Source organism: Streptomyces sp. NPDC044106 (genome assembly GCF_056433985.1).
Genome location: NZ_JBWKFZ010000013.1, coordinates 266,313 through 280,953, shown reverse-complemented (window position 1 = coordinate 280,953; position 14,641 = coordinate 266,313). Strand labels below are relative to the sequence as shown.

At 74.1% G+C, this 14,641-nt stretch carries 14 protein-coding genes and 1 pseudogene; 9 read left to right on the top strand and 6 right to left on the bottom strand.

Features of this window, described 5'->3' with window-relative positions:
* Positions 1-8: 8 nt before the first annotated feature.
* A complete protein-coding gene (locus AC07DI_RS25140) occupies positions 9-716 on the bottom strand; it encodes a nucleotidyltransferase domain-containing protein (protein WP_478906184.1) in 708 nt (235 codons plus the stop codon).
* A gap of 200 nt (positions 717-916) precedes the next feature.
* Between AC07DI_RS25140 and AC07DI_RS25135 the strand changes: the two are divergent.
* The 5 genes and pseudogenes from AC07DI_RS25135 to der all read left to right on the top strand — a co-directional run.
* Positions 917-1,000, top strand: a pseudogene (locus AC07DI_RS25135) (chorismate mutase); the annotation flags it as partial.
* A complete protein-coding gene (locus AC07DI_RS25130) occupies positions 997-2,082 on the top strand; it encodes a prephenate dehydrogenase (RefSeq protein ID WP_384251304.1) in 1,086 nt (361 codons plus the stop codon). The pseudogene AC07DI_RS25135 and the gene AC07DI_RS25130, both read left to right, overlap by 4 nt.
* Positions 2,083-2,226: 144 nt before the next feature.
* Complete coding sequence (cmk, locus tag AC07DI_RS25125; protein ID WP_384251307.1) at positions 2,227-2,922, top strand: (d)CMP kinase; 696 nt, start codon at positions 2,227-2,229, stop codon at positions 2,920-2,922.
* A complete protein-coding gene (locus tag AC07DI_RS25120; protein ID WP_384251310.1) occupies positions 2,880-3,581 on the top strand; it encodes a lysophospholipid acyltransferase family protein in 702 nt (233 codons plus the stop codon). The genes cmk and AC07DI_RS25120 overlap by 43 nt, the downstream gene beginning before the upstream one ends.
* Before the next feature lie 82 nt (positions 3,582-3,663).
* Positions 3,664-5,142: a ribosome biogenesis GTPase Der gene (der, locus tag AC07DI_RS25115; RefSeq protein ID WP_478906183.1), complete on the top strand. Its 1,479-nt coding sequence runs from the start codon at positions 3,664-3,666 to the stop codon at positions 5,140-5,142.
* A 75-nt stretch (positions 5,143-5,217) separates the two neighbouring features.
* Here der and AC07DI_RS25110 read toward each other — a convergent pair whose 3' ends face one another.
* Both AC07DI_RS25110 and AC07DI_RS25105 read right to left on the bottom strand, forming a co-directional pair.
* Entirely contained in the window at positions 5,218-5,535 is a 318-nt protein-coding gene (locus tag AC07DI_RS25110; protein ID WP_478906182.1) for a hypothetical protein, read from the bottom strand.
* Between the two features lie 175 nt (positions 5,536-5,710).
* Positions 5,711-6,493 (bottom strand): hypothetical protein, encoded by a 783-nt coding sequence (locus AC07DI_RS25105; RefSeq protein WP_384251317.1) that lies wholly within the window; start codon positions 6,491-6,493, stop codon positions 5,711-5,713.
* 526 nt (positions 6,494-7,019) lie between these two features.
* Between AC07DI_RS25105 and AC07DI_RS25100 the strand changes: the two genes are divergently transcribed.
* Both AC07DI_RS25100 and AC07DI_RS25095 read left to right on the top strand, forming a co-directional pair.
* Positions 7,020-7,640 (top strand): LysM peptidoglycan-binding domain-containing protein, encoded by a 621-nt coding sequence (locus AC07DI_RS25100; RefSeq protein ID WP_478906181.1) that lies wholly within the window; start codon positions 7,020-7,022, stop codon positions 7,638-7,640.
* 87 nt (positions 7,641-7,727) lie between these two features.
* Positions 7,728-8,312 carry a transglycosylase family protein gene (locus AC07DI_RS25095; RefSeq protein ID WP_478906180.1) on the top strand — a complete coding sequence of 195 codons (585 nt, stop codon included), beginning with the start codon at positions 7,728-7,730 and terminating at the stop codon, positions 8,310-8,312.
* 290 nt (positions 8,313-8,602) lie between these two features.
* Here the strand turns inward: AC07DI_RS25095 and AC07DI_RS25090 are convergent, their stop codons facing one another.
* Genes AC07DI_RS25090 through AC07DI_RS25080 form a run of 3 tightly spaced genes read right to left on the bottom strand, consistent with a single transcriptional unit; the run spans position 8,603 to position 12,576 of the window.
* The gene (locus tag AC07DI_RS25090) at positions 8,603-9,331 is read right to left on the bottom strand and encodes an ATP-binding cassette domain-containing protein (protein ID WP_478906179.1); all 729 of its coding nucleotides are present in this window, start codon (positions 9,329-9,331) and stop codon (positions 8,603-8,605) included.
* 1 nt (position 9,332) lies between these two features.
* Positions 9,333-12,014, bottom strand: a complete 2,682-nt coding sequence (locus AC07DI_RS25085; RefSeq protein ID WP_478906178.1) for an ABC transporter permease subunit — start codon at positions 12,012-12,014, stop codon at positions 9,333-9,335.
* Positions 12,015-12,018: 4 nt separating this feature from the next.
* Entirely contained in the window at positions 12,019-12,576 is a 558-nt protein-coding gene (locus tag AC07DI_RS25080) for a hypothetical protein (protein ID WP_478906208.1), read from the bottom strand.
* 147 nt (positions 12,577-12,723) lie between these two features.
* On the opposite strand from AC07DI_RS25080, the gene AC07DI_RS25075 reads away from it, so the two are divergent.
* Both AC07DI_RS25075 and AC07DI_RS25070 read left to right on the top strand, forming a co-directional pair.
* The gene (locus tag AC07DI_RS25075; protein ID WP_478906177.1) at positions 12,724-13,305 is read left to right on the top strand and encodes an MTB12 C-terminal domain-containing protein; all 582 of its coding nucleotides are present in this window, start codon (positions 12,724-12,726) and stop codon (positions 13,303-13,305) included.
* Positions 13,280-14,575, top strand: a complete 1,296-nt coding sequence (locus AC07DI_RS25070; protein ID WP_478906176.1) for an ABC transporter substrate-binding protein — start codon at positions 13,280-13,282, stop codon at positions 14,573-14,575. Before AC07DI_RS25075 ends, AC07DI_RS25070 begins: the two co-directional genes overlap by 26 nt.
* The last annotated feature ends 66 nt before the right edge of the window (positions 14,576-14,641 follow it).

Here is a 14,641-nt window from a genome sequence, read left to right as displayed (position 1 = left end):
GGGCGGACTCAGCTCCCCGCGGCGCCCTGCCGCAGGGCCGAAGCCCGGCGCGTGCGGAACAGGAAGTCCTCGATCCGCTTCCGGTCGGGGCCGGCCGGGAGCGGGCTGCGCGGCGCCGCCTCCTCGGTCTCGGCCGCCAGGCGGTTCATCCGCGCCTCGATCTCGGGCCAGGAGACCTCGCCGCGCCTGACGGCGAGCAGCGAATCGCGATGGTCGCCGACGTCGATCGTCAGCTCGCCGGTGCGCAGCAGGTCGCGGCAGGAGATCAGCAGCCGCAGCAGGTGCATGGCGTGCTTCCAGCGCGGGGCGCCGTGGATGCGGACGTCCGACTCCAGTTTCCTGCGCTGGCCGAGGGCGTAGCGGGCGAAGGTGCCGTGGGCCTCGCGGGAGAGGAACGAGTCGCGCAGACGGAGCAGTTCGCGGCCGGTGTCCGTGAGGTGCTCCACGAGCGGTGAGTGCAGGCACTCAAGGACGTTGGGGTTGGCGCGCAGGGCGAGCTCGCAGAAGCGCTCCAGCTCCCAGCTGAACTGTTCCTCGGCGGGACCGTCCAGATGCGTCGGCGGCTTCTCGAACCGCCAGAACAGCGGGGTGGGAGCCAGGAAGACGCCCCTGCGGTCGGTGTCGCTGCCCTCCGTGGCGAGCCCGAAGGCGCGCGAGCCCATCACGCAGGAGTAGACCGTGTGGTCGCGTACGAGGGGCAGGTCCTGGGGGCGCATGGGGGCGAGCGTACGGGCCGTGACCGGCCGGGAGTGAGGGAATTTCCGGCGGCTGTGATCTTCGTCGCGGGCGGCCGTACGTCCGGGATCCGCCGTCCTCGTCTCGGCTGACGGGCGCCGCGCGCCCCCGTGCGGGCCGCTGGATAGGCTTGGGCCCCAGCAACGGCGTACGTATACGGCCAGCTGTGGCGTACGCAACCGCCGACACCGACCGGCCCCGCCCCGAGGCCCCGCATCCGCACCTCGGCGCCGCGGCCGCACTCCGCAAGGACATCGCCCAGTGAGAACCGCCCTCGTCATCGGCACCGGCCTGATCGGCACCTCCGCCGCCCTTGCCCTCGCCTCCCGCGGCGTCGCCGTCCACCTCGCCGACCACGATCCGGCGCAGGCCCGCACCGCCGCCGCGCTCGGCGCGGGCACCGACGAGGAGCCCGCGGGGCCCGTCGACCTCTGCGTCGTCTCCGTGCCGCCCTCGCACGTCGCCGCCACGCTGGCCGACGTCATGCGGCGCGGGGTGGCCCGCGGCTACCTCGACGTGGCGAGCGTCAAGGGCGGCCCGCGCCGCGAGCTGGAGGAGCTGGGCCTCGACCTGACCCCGTACATCGGCACGCACCCCATGGCGGGGCGCGAGCGCAGCGGCCCGCTGGCCGCCACCGCCGACCTCTTCGAGGGGCGGCCCTGGGTGCTGACCCCGGACCGGGACACCGACACCGAGGTGCTCAACCTCGCCCTGGAGCTGGTCGCGCTCTGCCGCGCGGTGCCCGTCGTCATGGAGGCCGACGCCCACGACCGCGCGGTCGCCCTCGTCTCGCACATGCCGCACCTGGTCTCCAGCATGGTCGCGGCCCGCCTCGAGCACGCCGAGGAGACGGCGGTACGGCTGTGCGGCCAGGGCATCCGCGACGTCACGCGGATCGCCGCGTCCGACCCGCGGATGTGGATCGACATCCTCTCGGCCAACCCGGGACCCGTCGCCGACCTGCTCGCCGCGGTTGCCTCCGACCTGGACGAGACCGTGACGGCGCTGCGCGCGCTGCAGTCGGACGACGCGTCGCGGCGCTCCGCGGGCGCGGCCGGGGTCGAGCACGTGCTCCGGCGCGGCAACGCGGGCCGGACCAGGGTGCCCGGCAAGCACGGGGCGGCCCCGGCGGCGTACGAGGTCGTCGCGGTGCTCATCGACGACAAGGCGGGCCAGCTGGCCCGGATCTTCGCCGACGCGGACCAGGCGGGCGTCAACATCGAGGACGTGCGCATCGAGCACGCCACCGGGCAGCAGGCGGGTCTGGTGCAGCTGATGGTCGAGCCGACGGCCGCGCCCGTGCTCGGCGCGGCGCTGCGGGAGCGCGGCTGGTCGATCCGCCAGTAGCCGTGTGCGGGCCTCGCGCGAGGCCTTCGGAGGCGGCCTTCGCAGGGGCTGTCGGGGCAGGGTGTGCGAGCCAGTAACCTTGTGCGGGGCGTGTTCGCGCCCCGCACCCCTGGCCCGCGTACAGCGAAAGGTGTTTTCCGCCCCGTGGAAACAGCCGAAACCGCCGCCCCGGCAGCCGTGATCGTCGCCATCGACGGTCCCTCCGGCACGGGCAAGTCGAGCACCTCGAAGGCCGTCGCCGCCCAGCTCGGCCTCAGCTACCTGGACACCGGCGCCCAGTACCGGGCGATCACCTGGTGGATGGTGCACAACGGCATCGACCTCACCGACCCGACCGCCATCGCCGCCGTCGCGGGCAAGCCCGAGATCGTCTCCGGCACCGACCCGCTCGGCCCGACCATCACGGTCGACGGCACGGACGTGGCGGGGCCGATCCGCACCGCCGAGGTCACCTCCAAGGTCAGCGCCGTCAGCGCCGTCCCCGAGGTGCGCACCCGGATCACCGAGCTGCAGCGCTGGATCGCGGATTCGGCCGAGAAGGGCATCGTCGTCGAGGGCCGTGACATCGGTACGACCGTGCTGCCCGGCGCCGACCTGAAGATCTTCCTCACCGCGTCGCCCGAGGCGCGCGCCGCCCGCCGCTCCGGCGAGCTGAAGGGCGCCGACGTCAAGGCGACCCAGGAGGCCCTGGTCAAGCGGGACGCGGCCGACTCGAGCCGCAAGACGTCCCCGCTGGCCAAGGCCGACGACGCGGTCGAGGTCGACACCACCGAACTCACGCTCCAGCAGGTCATCGAGTGCGTGGTCACCCTCGTCGAGGAGAAGCGGGCCGCGAAGTGAGCGAGGCTCCCGCCGCGCGGGGCGCCGGCGAGCGCGGGGCCGAGGTCGGCCGCCGCATCGGCGTCGGCCTCATGTACGGCCTGTTCAAGCCGCGGGTGCTCGGCTCCTGGCGGGTGCCCGCCACCGGCCCCGTGATCCTGGCCGTCAACCACTCGCACAACGTCGACGGACCGATGGTCATGGGCGTCGCGCCCCGGCCCACGCACTTCCTGATCAAGAAGGAAGCGTTCATCGGCCCGCTCGGCTCCTTCCTGCACGCGATCGGCCAGGTCGAGGTGGACCGCTCGGTCGCCGACCGGACGGCCATCACCCGGGCCCTCGGCGTCCTGGAGCAGGGCGGCGTCCTGGGGATCTTCCCCGAGGGCACCCGGGGGGAGGGCGACTTCGCGTCGCTGCGGTCCGGGCTCGCGTACTTCGCGGTGCGCTCCGGCGCCCCGATCGTCCCGGTCGCGGTGCTGGGAAGCACCGAGCGCGCCGGACGGTTGATAAAGCAGCTGCCCCCGCTGCGCAGCAGGGTCGACGTCGTCTTCGGCGACCCGTTCGAGGCGGGCGACGGCAGCGGGCGGCGTACGCGCAAGGCGCTGGACGAGGCGACCGTGCGCATCCAGGAGCGGCTCGCCGCCCACCTGGAAAACGCCAGGCGCCTGACCGGGCGCTGAGCGAGACTTATCCAGTAGTGCCCCGGTCCGACACACGGGCCGCTGCACCGATCACCACGATGAACGACGAGGTACGGACTTCATGAGCGACCAGATCCAGCCCGAGGGCGACGGTTTCGCCGACCACGACCACGGGGCGCTCGGCGACGCCGAGTACGCGCAGTTCATGGAGCTCGCCGCCGAAGAGGGCTTCGACGTCGAGGACGTCGAGGGCGCCATCGAGGAGGCGGGCCAGGGCCCGCTGCCCGTCCTCGCCGTCATCGGCCGCCCCAATGTCGGCAAGTCGACCCTGGTGAACCGCATCATCGGCCGCCGCGAGGCCGTCGTGGAGGACCGCCCCGGCGTGACCCGCGACCGCGTCACCTATGAGGCCGAGTGGGCGGGCCGCCGTTTCAAGCTCGTCGACACCGGCGGCTGGGAGCAGGACGTGCTCGGCATCGACGCCTCCGTCGCCGCCCAGGCGGAGTACGCCATCGAGGCCGCCGACGCCGTGGTCTTCGTCGTGGACGCCACCGTCGGCGCCACCGACACCGACGAGGCCGTCGTACGCCTGCTCCGCAAGGCGGGCAAGCCCGTCGTGCTCTGCGCCAACAAGGTCGACGGCCCCTCCGGCGAGGCCGACGCCACCGCGCTGTGGTCCCTCGGCCTCGGCGAGCCGCACCCCATCTCCGCGCTGCACGGCCGCGGCACCGGCGACATGCTGGACGCCGTCCTCGAGGCGCTGCCCGAGGCGCCCGCGCAGACCTTCGGCACGGCCATCGGCGGCCCCCGCCGCATCGCGCTCATCGGCCGCCCGAACGTCGGCAAGTCCTCGCTGCTCAACAAGGTGGCGAACGACGACCGCGTGGTCGTCAACGAACTGGCGGGCACCACCCGCGACCCCGTCGACGAGCTGATCGAGCTCGGCGGCGTGACGTGGAAGTTCGTCGACACGGCGGGCATCCGCAAGCGCGTCCACCTCCAGCAGGGCGCCGACTACTACGCCTCGCTGCGCACCGCCGCCGCCGTCGAGAAGGCGGAGGTCGCGGTGATCCTCATCGACGCCTCCGAGACCATCTCGGTCCAGGACCAGCGCATCGTGACGATGGCCGTCGAGGCGGGCCGCGCGATCGTCGTCGCGTACAACAAGTGGGACACCCTCGACGAGGAGCGCCGCTACTACCTGGAGCGGGAGATCGAGACCGAGCTCGCCCAGGTCGCCTGGGCGCCGCGCGTCAACGTCTCGGCGGCCACCGGACGCCACATGGAGAAGCTCGTCCCGGCGATCGAGGCGGCGCTCGACGGCTGGGAGACGCGCGTGCCGACCGGGCGTCTGAACGCCTTCCTCGGCGAGATCGTCGCCTCCCACCCGCACCCCGTGCGCGGCGGCAAGCAGCCCCGCATCCTCTTCGGCACGCAGGCGGGCACCAAGCCGCCGCGGTTCGTCTTCTTCGCCTCCGGCTTCATCGAGGCGGGCTACCGCCGCTTCCTGGAGCGCCGTCTTCGCGAGGAGTTCGGCTTCGAGGGCACGCCGATCCATATCTCGGTGCGGGTGCGCGAGAAGCGGGGCCGCAAGAAGTAGCAGGCAGCACCAGCACGGACCAATGCCCGGCCCCCTTCGTGGGAGGCCGGGCATTGGTCCGTGCGGCGTACCCGCTCAGTGCTCGCGGCGCGGGCCCGGCGGCAGGGCCGCGGGGAACTGGTGGTGGCCCGTGGGGTGGTACTCGTGCTGGCCGTAGCGGGCCACCTGGAAGTGGCCGTAGGAGCCGTAGCGCTGGTCGTGACGGGAGTCGTACCGCCCGTCGCCCCGGTGCTGGAAGCCGTACGACCCCGTACCGAAGGCGATGAACCCCATATCCTCCTCGCCGCTCCGGTCGCCCGGCAGCGCCCGGAAGGCCCTGCGGTACTCCGAGTAGAGCGTGTCGTAGATGGGGGTGGCCGAGTGGCTGTCCGTCGACTCCTGCGCCGTGCGCATGGAGGGGATGGGGCTCTGGTACGCCGGCCGGGGGCGGGAGGGGTCGTATGTGTGCACGTCTGTGCCAACGAAACCGGCGCCCCGCGGATGCGGGGGCCGCGCCGCTTTCCCGCTCCCGCACCAGTGTGACCGGCGCGTTCGGCCCCCGGCGGCCACCGTCGGCGCCGACCGACGCTCAGGTTCCGGCGAGCGGCATCGAGGCCGCGACGAGCCGGCCGTGGGTCGCCGCCCTGTCGAGCGCGTCCCGCAGCATGTCCTCGCGCGGCTGCCGGCCGATGGAGCCCGCGGGCGCCGCGAAGAGCAGCACGGTCTGCGTCTTGTTGGCCGCGGTCCGCCAGTCCTCGGTGACCTGGAGCGGGTGGTGCGCCTGCCACCAGGCGACGGGGGAGCCGCCGCCGGTACCGGGCTGGAGGATGGCGTGCAGCTGGCCCATCGCGAGCAGCACCGACCAGCCGGGCAGCGGGGGCGGTACGGAGTCGAGCGAGGCGGCCGGCATGAAGCCCTGCTCGACCAGGAGCGTCAGGAAGTCGTCCCCGCCGCCCGGCGCGGCGCCGGGGCGGGCGATGGCACCGGCCGGTTCGACGACGAGCGCGGGGCGCAGCTCGCCGTCGATCAGGACGAGACCGCTGGTCACGCCGAGCACGGCCTGGTTCGGCGCCGCGCCGCCCGGTGCCCCGCCGTCGTCGCCGGTGATCGACCGCACGGCGCCCTGCAACTGCTCCTCGGTCACCGTGACGATCTGGGAAGGCAGGCAGGTGGCGTGGGCGAAGGCGAGCACGGCCGTCTCGTCACCGACGAACAGGACCGTGCTGGTGCGCTCCTGTTCGGCGTCGCCCGGGGTGCGGCAGGACGTGCAGTCGTAGCTGCCCGGGGTGTTGTCTCCGGCGAGCAGCCGGTCGGCTTCTTCGTCGCCGATCTCGGCGCGTACGTCGTCGCTGACGTCGAGCATGCGCGGCACGGGTGGCTCCTCGGGATCGTCATCTGGGGTGCATGGGGAGGGTGTGGCGAGCCGGACCGTGCCCGGCTCATAAGGAGACAACGGTGGATCAGTGGCGCAGGTCACGCGCGAAGGGGAACGGAATCGAACCATCCGCAACGGAGGGTCAACGGAGCGGCGGAATCCGTCACTCCGCGCCAACAGGTGCCGGGGGCACGGAAGTTGGTGCGGTGACCTGAGTCACAGGGTGAGCGTCCGGCTGACGGCTAAATGACGATATTGGCCGATGAAGTGGGTGTCCGGAACTGGTTGCTACCTCGGGTAACACTCAACTGGCCTGGAACGACAAGGGCTTGGTTGATGGCGGGTCGAGAAGGCTCCTACATTCCACGGCCGTGTGCAGCGAGCACCGCTCGGGTACGCCACCGGTCGCGTCGGACGGCACCATCACCGACACCGGAGGCGGGACCGCCGGGACCCCGGACGCCGGATGCGCGAGGGGGCCCGTACGGCCAGGGGGAGCCCGGGTCCTTCGAGAGGGATATTCATGTCCGCACGTCCCAGGAACACGCGCACCATGGCAGTGATCGGAGGGGCCGCACTCCTGGCTCCGCTGGGCCTGCTTGCCGCGACCGGCCAGGCCGGTGCGGCGGACAGCGGAGTGTGGGACCGCATCGCACGGTGCGAGAGCGGCGGAAACTGGCAGATCAACACGGGCAACGGCTACTACGGCGGGCTGCAGTTCTCCGCCGGTACGTGGCGTGCGTACGGCGGCGGGGCCTACGCGCCGACCGCCGACAGAGCGTCGAAGGCGCAGCAGATCGCCGTCGCCGCCAGGGTCCAGCGCGCCCAGGGCTGGGGCGCCTGGCCCACCTGCGCGGCCCGGGCAGGCGCCTACGGCGGCGCCCCGTCCGCCGCGACGCCGGTGCCGAAGGCCGCCAAACCGGCGCCCAGGGCCGTCGGGCAGCGGCCCGGCACGGCCCCGTACCGCTCCGACCGGGGGGCCTCGCGCGGCACCCCCGGGAACTACACCGTCCGGCAGGGCGACACCCTCAGCCGCATCGCGGCCCGGCACGGAACCGGCTGGCAGCAGCTGTACGCCGCCAACCGGCAGGTCATCGGCGGCGACCCGGACGTGATTGTGCCGGGTCAGCGGCTCACGGTCTGACCTGCTGATAGTCCGACCGGGTGGGTCGGCTCCGCGGCGCGGCGCGGCACGACCGGGGCCCGTCGCGGAGCTGCCTAGCGTGACCCGATGCATCCGAAGCTGACCAAGCGTCTCCGGCCCCTGTCCCTGGTCGTCGGCGCGGCCCTGGCGGCGATGGCACTGCCGCCCGCCGCCGCGTCCGCCGCCCCACCGTCGACGCCGGGCGCCGCCTCCGCGGTGTCCGACTGCTCGGCGGACAAGGGGCCGTGGCACTGCCTCGCCGAGTGCGAGAGCAACGGCCGGTGGGACACCAACACCGGCAACGGCTACTACGGCGGGCTGCAGTTCTACCAGCCCACCTGGGAGGCGTACGGCGGGCTCAAATACGCGCCGCGCGCCGATCTCGCCACCAGGGAGGAGCAGATCAAGGTGGCCAAGAAGGTCGTGCAGGCCCAGGGCTGGGGGGCCTGGCCCGCCTGCTCCAAGAAGCTCAGGACAGAGCGGTCCGCCCGCCCCGCCCACCAGGTGAAGGCGGGCGAGACCCTGAGCTCGATCGCCCACGGGTACGCCCTGCCGGGCGGCTGGCAGACCTTGTACGAGGCCAACCGCGACGTGGTCGGGGGCCGCCCCGACCTGCTCGCCGTGGGCACCGCCCTGGTCATCCCGGGTGGTACCGCGACCGGGCGGGGCTGAGAGCCTGTCTTTGAATCCCCGTCGTCCGCGCGAAGCGCGGGCGCAGCGGTGTTCGGTGCGTGCGATCGGTGTGCGGAGTCACAGGTCATGTGGCGGAGCCACCTGTCCTGGGGCTCCGTGCGCCGAGGGCGCGTGCCGGGCGCCGCTGCGCAGGCGGGGGTTCAAAGACAGGCTCTGAGAGCCTGTGTCATGTCCCCGGCCGGGTGGGCGCCCCCTGGCACGCACTCCCCCACGCCTGAACGGCGCGGGGGGACCCCCATCGGCGTTGCCGAAAAGCCCTGGTAGCTCCGCTACGAGGACTTCCCGGCGCCTTGCGATCGCACGCACCGGACGACGCCCACTGACCCGACCGGGGACATGACACAGGCTCTGAGCTCTTCCGGCTCCCCGCTGAACACCACCGCGCCCCGCCGCAGTTCGTGCACGACTGCCGTCCGGCCCGCGCCCGCGCGAAGGGTCGGCGGCAGCCGCTGCTCGGCCAGGACCACACAGGCCGCCGAGCCCGCCAGAAGCGCGTACGTCCTGCTCGCGACGGCGGGCGACATGCCTTGCGTCGGTTCGTCGGCGAGGATCACCCCGGCGTCCGAGAGCAGGGCGCGGGACAGCGCGAGCATGCGCTGCTCACCGCCCGAGAGCGTGCCCGCACGGCGGGACAGCAGCGGGCGCAGCTCGGGATAGGCGTCCAGCGCCCGGGCGAAGCCTCCCGCCGGGCGCGCGAGTGAGAGGTTCTCGGCGACGGTGAGGGAGGCGAACACCGCCTGGCGGTCCGGCACGAAGCACAGTCCCCGCGCGGCCCGCTCGTGCGCCGCCTGGCGCGTGATGTCCCGGCCGTCGCGGAGGACCGCGCCCGCGGTCAGGGCGACCGTGCCCGCCAGGGCGCGCAGGGCCGTGGTGCGGCCGGCGCCGTTGCGGCCGAGGAGGACGGTGACGGCGCCGGCGGGGGCGGCGAGGGTGACGCCGTGCAGGGCTTCCAGGGGGCCGTAGCGGACGCGGGCGCCGCGCAGTTCGACGCCGCGCATGTCAGCGCGCCTCCTTCAGGACCCGGTCCGCCGGGCCCGAGGCGACGATGCGTCCCGCGGCCATCACGTGCACGGTGTCGGCGAGGCCCGCCACCAGGTCGAGGTCGTGCTCGACCACCAGGAGCGCCATGCCGTCGGCCGCGAGGGCCCGCAACAGGACGGCGAGCGCCCGCACCTCGGACTCGTCGAGGCCCGCGGCCGGCTCGTCGAGGAGCAGGGTGTGCGGATCGCCCGCGAGGGCCCTGGCCAGCTCGGTGCGGCGCAGGGCGCCGGTGGGGAGGCCTGCCGCCGGGTGCGCGCGCAGGCCGGTCAGGTCGAGCAGACGCAGGGCGCGGGCGGTCGAGTGCGGGGTGCGCCGGGGCGTCTGCTCCGCGCCGACCTGGACGTTCTCCGCGACCGTCAGCGAGGGGAACACGGCCAGCTGCTGAAAGGTGCGGGCCGTGCCGGTCCGGGTGCGGGCGTGCGCGGACAGCGCGGTGAGGTCGCGGGCTCCGAGGGTGATGCGGCCGGACGCGGGGCGCAGGGTGCCGGCCAGACAGTGGAAGAGAGTGCTCTTGCCCGCGCCGTTGGGGCCGACCACGGCGGTGATCCGGCCGGGCGGGACGGCGAGGGTCACGTCGTCGAGGGCGGTGAAGCCGTCGTAGGCGACGGTGAGGTGGTGGGCCGTCAGGGCGGCGCTGGGGCGGGCGTGCCCGGGTTGGGTGGGGCGGGGGGCTGGAGTGGTGCCGGGGCGGGGACGCTCCGGGTGGGCGGGGCGAGAGGGCGGCACGGTGTCCGGAGCACTGCTGTCGGGGGCGGGCGGGCATCCGCCCCCGGCAGGGGCACTCGCGAGGACCGCCCGCGCCCTCCTGCCCGCACGCGTCAGACGCGGGGTGCGGCGGAATCGCCGGGCGGCCGCACGCAGCGCCTCGTACGGGCCGCCCGGGAAGCGGCCGACGAGGACCGCGAGGAGGCCGATCAGGGCCGCCGCCACGCCGCCGCGCGTCCCCGCGTCCAGGCCGACGAGCAGGGCCGCCGCCGCCAGGGCCCCGATGAGGCTGTCCGAGCCGAGGACCACCACGGCGGCGAACCAGAGGAGTCCGCGTACCGGGTCGTACGCCCCGGCGTCGAACGCGCGCTGGCCGAGCGCGAGCATGCCGCCGCCGAGTGCCGCGAGCGCCGCCCCGGTGACGAACGCGGCGAGTTTCAGGGCCGGGACCCGCACCCCGGCGGCCGCCGCGCCCGCCTCGTGGTCCCGCATCGCTGCGAGGGCGCGCCCCGTACGGCCCCGGCGCAACGCGGAGGCCGTGAGCAACGCCCCGGCCAGCAGGACGAGTTCGAGCAGGTAGTACGCGCGGTCGTCCGCGAAGCCCGCGGGACGGCCGAGGGTCAGGCCCGACGTGGCGTACGGCTGGGTGAAGACGAAGCGGCTGACCCCCACACCGACCGCGAACGTCGCGAGGGCGAGGGCGAGGCCGTGCCTGCTGATCGCGGGCCACCCGGTGAGCAGTCCCAGAGGCGCCACCAGGAGGACCGCCACCGCCAGGGCCGGGAGGTGCGGAAGAGCGGGCAGGCCGGGGAAGCGGCCCGCCGCGAGCAGGGCGGTGAAGAGCGCCCCGAGGCCCGCGTACGCCGCCTGGCCCAGGGAGATCTGTCCTCCTCTGCCGGTGACGACCACGAGCGAGAGGAGGATCACCGCCAGCGCCGGGACCTGGACGGCGGTCGTCAGGTCCGGGCCCGCGAAGCCGAACGGGAGGAGGAAGAGCACCGCCGCCACGATCCACACGCCCGGCGGCGTCGGGACGCGGTCCTCCGCGGTGCGGGGGAGCGCGTCCTTGGCGCCGATGCCCGGCAGGGCCAACGCCGCGACCAGCAGGGCGATCACGAAGAGGTTCGCGCCCGCCGTCTGCAGGAGCTGCTCCTGAAGGCCGCCGGGGTGCAGGCGGGTCAGCTGGCTCTGCGCCACGCCGAGGCCGAGGGCGACCGCCACGGCGACGGGCAGGCTGCGCATGCCGGCCGCCACCGCGACGGCCACCACCTCCATGACGAGGAGAGGCATCCCGTACGGGTCGAGACGTACGTAGGGGGCGAGCAGGACGCCGGTGAGGCCCGCCGTGAAGGAGCCGAAGGCCCAGCCCGCCGCGGCCACCCGGTCCGCGTCGATGCCGCAGAGCACGGCGAGGCCGCGGTGGTCGACCACGGCCCGCAGTTCACCGCCGAAGCGGGTGAAGCGCGTCGCCGCCCCCACCGCCGCGGCGAGGGCGACGGCGGTGCCCAGCTGCGCCCAGGGTTCGGCGGAGAGGAGGACGGGCGCGTCGTCCCGGGCGCCGGTACCCCACAGGAGGGCCGCCGCGCCGACGAGCAGGACGAAGACGCCGATGGAGGCGACCAGCGTCCGCGCCGGGTCGCCCCCGGGGGACCCTTGCTCCTGGACCGCGAGCGGGCGGAAGACCACGCGTTCCAGGAGCAGGCCGGTCCCCGGCGCGACGAGCAGCAGTGTGCACGCGGCGGCCAGCGGGAGCGGCCAGTGCCAGCCGACGGCCAGCTGGCGCAGGACGAAGGCGCAGAGCATCGCGATCGCGCCGTGCGCGAAGTTGAGGACGCCGGTCGCGCGGTACGTGACGATCAGGCCGGTGCCGGTGAGGGCGGCGGCGCTGCCGACCGAGAGCCCGGCCAGCGTGAGGTCGTAGCTCAGGGACGCCACCGGGTCAGGGCTCCGGGGCGGGCTCGGGGGTGTCGGGCGGGGCGTGCGGCGGGGCGTCCGGTTCCGGGGGGCGCGGGGGTTCGCAGATCGGGCAGGGGGCCAGGGCGTCCGCCGCGAGGACCGTGGCGTCGGCAGGGGCCGCCGTCGGCTTCCCCGCGACCAGGGGGCAGTCCGCGCGGTGCCAGAGCGTTCCGCCGGGGACCGTGAGGAGCGTGCCGCCGGTCGCCGCGGGGGCCTTCGCCCGCTCGCCGGGGGCCGCGGGTTCCACCGTGACCAGCAGGCCGTACAACTCCTCCACGCGCGCGGCCGCCAAGACGCTCCTGCCGTGGGTGAGCAGCACCGCGCCCGCGACGATCAGCGCGGCGCCCGGCACCGTGCAGGACGCGAGGTAGGGCAACTGCCGCTCGGCGAAGCGCTCCCCGGAGACGCCGTACCAGCCGATCACGCAGAGCACCGCGCCGGTGGCGAGCGCCGCGCAGGCCGTCCACACCACGGGGTGCGCGCCGCGCGGGCGGGCCGGGCCCGGCGCACCGTCCGTCCGAGCTGTCCGAGCCGCCCGCATCGAGCCCCCCTGGGACACGTCGTCGGTCACATCAGTCACGTCGGTGGGCTGTCCATGTCAGCCGATGGCTTGCACTATGCCCTCTACAAGCCGACCCTGAAAGCTCCGGGCCGAGAAGGCCTGGACCGACACCCGGTGGTGAGCCAGATGGTTCTCGGGAGCAGCCCAAGGCAGGGGACACCCCGCGGGCGGGGGAGGGTGCGGAGCGCGGCGCTGGCTGCCGCCTCGGTCCTGCTGATCGTCCCGGCCGCCGTGGCCTGCGGTGACGACAGCGGGGGCGGCGGCGATGCCACACCACCCGAGCCGTCCGTACAGAAGTCGTCCGCGCGCAAGTCGCAGGAACCGGCCGGGGACACCGCGTCCGCGCCCGCCGATCCGAAAGCCGCCGAGGACGAGATCCGCGCGAACTGGGAGAAGTTCTTCGACCCCGAGGTGTCCATGAAGGACAAGGAGGCCGTCCTGGAGAACGGCGCCGCGATGCGCCCGGTCCTCAAGAGCTTCAGTGGCGACAAGCGGGGCGGGCAGGTCGCCGCGAAGGTGGGCAAGGTCGAGTTCGGCTCGGCCACCGAGGCGGAGGTGACGTACGCGCTGACGCTGAAGGGCGCCACCGCGCTGCCCGACGCCTCCGGCACGGCCGTCGACGAGGACGGCACCTGGAAGGTCTCCGTCAAGACCCTCTGCGCCCTGGTGAAGCTGAGCGGCAATGCGTCGCCCGCCCCGGGCTGCTGAGGCGCTGCTCGCCCTCGTACTCCTGATGGCGGGCGCGGCCTGCGGGAGCCGGCTGCCCGAGAGCGACTTCGAGGGGCGCGGCACGGTGCCCGCCCCCGCCGCCGGGGGAGCGCCGGTCAGGGTCGGCGTCATCACCAGCGCGACCAGCCCGGTCGGCGGCGCCGCGTTCACCGGGCCGCGGGACGGCGCCAAGGCCTACTTCGACCGGCTGAACGCGCGCGGCGGCCTCGCGGGCCGCCGGGTCGAGGTGCGCACCTGCGACGACGGCGGCAGCGGGGTCGGCAACAACGACTGCGTGCACCGGCTGGTCGAGGAGCAGCGGGTCGTCGCCCTGGTGGCCACGGCCTCCCTGGACTACGCGGGCGCGGCCCGGGTCTCCCGCGCGGGCGTGCCCGACATCGGCGGGCAGCCGATCGGAGCGGCGTACGAGACGTATCCGCATCTGTACGGGATCTACGGCAGCCTCGCCCCGCGCCGCGGGAAACCGGGCTGGGACGGCAGGCTGTACGGCGGGACCGAGGTCTACCGCTACTTCAAGCGCGAGCAGGGCGCCAGGACCGCCGCCGTCGTCTCCTACAACCAGGCCGCCTCCGCCGCGTACGCCCGGCTCGTCACCCGGGGCCTGAAGGCCGAGGGGTACAAGGTGGTCACGGAACAGCTCGACTTCGCGCTGCCCAACTTCCGCGCCGCCGCGGCCGACCTCAAGGAGCAGGGCGCCGACCTCGTCTTCGACGCGATGGACACGCACGGCAACGCCCGGCTGTGCGCGGCGATGGACGACGTCGGCGCGAAGGTCACCGCCAAGGTCACCAACGTGCAGAACTGGACCTCGTCCGTCGGCGACGACTACAAGGACGCGCCCCGCTGCCGCAACGCGCTGTGGGCCACCGCTTCGAGCAGGAACTACGAGGACACCGGCCACCCGGCCGTGCGCGAGTTCCGCGCGGCCACGAAGGGCCGGGCGCTCTCCCAGTGGCAGCTGGAGGGCTGGGCCGCCGCCATGTGGTTCACCGACGCCGCGCGGTCCTGCCTGAGCGCGGGCGCTGACGTGACGCGCGGGTGCGTGGACCGCTTCATGGAACGGAACGAGCCGTACTCCGCGCGGGGGCTCCTTGTGCCGGTGGTCTTCGCCCACCGATCGGAGCCGCCCAGGTCGCGTCGGACGTGCATGTCGGTGGTCCGCTGGCAAGATGGGCACGGCTGGGTCACCCAAGGCGGCGAAATGACCACCAACTGCTTTGACGTCCCCCAGCTCTCCTACCAGCCTTGATGCGTCGTTTCGCTAAAAGGTTCCCATCCCTGGCTACCGATCAGGCATCTGTTCGGGAACAGGATG

Excerpts from the sequence above, each read along its gene's own strand:
- AC07DI_RS25140 (WP_478906184.1), bottom strand. The coding sequence starts at position 716 with ATGCGCCCCCAGGACCTGCCCCTCGTACGCGACCACACGGTCTACTCC.
- AC07DI_RS25080 (WP_478906208.1), bottom strand. The coding sequence starts at position 12,576 with ATGCGGGCGGCTCGGACAGCTCGGACGGACGGTGCGCCGGGCCCGGCC.
- AC07DI_RS25095 (WP_478906180.1), top strand. The coding sequence starts at position 7,728 with ATGCATCCGAAGCTGACCAAGCGTCTCCGGCCCCTGTCCCTGGTCGTC.
- AC07DI_RS25075 (WP_478906177.1), top strand. The coding sequence starts at position 12,724 with ATGGTTCTCGGGAGCAGCCCAAGGCAGGGGACACCCCGCGGGCGGGGG.
- der (WP_478906183.1), top strand. The coding sequence starts at position 3,664 with ATGAGCGACCAGATCCAGCCCGAGGGCGACGGTTTCGCCGACCACGAC.
- AC07DI_RS25100 (WP_478906181.1), top strand. The coding sequence starts at position 7,020 with ATGTCCGCACGTCCCAGGAACACGCGCACCATGGCAGTGATCGGAGGG.
- AC07DI_RS25090 (WP_478906179.1), bottom strand. The coding sequence starts at position 9,331 with ATGCGCGGCGTCGAACTGCGCGGCGCCCGCGTCCGCTACGGCCCCCTG.
- AC07DI_RS25110 (WP_478906182.1), bottom strand. The coding sequence starts at position 5,535 with ATGCGCACGGCGCAGGAGTCGACGGACAGCCACTCGGCCACCCCCATC.
- AC07DI_RS25070 (WP_478906176.1), top strand. The coding sequence starts at position 13,280 with ATGCGTCGCCCGCCCCGGGCTGCTGAGGCGCTGCTCGCCCTCGTACTC.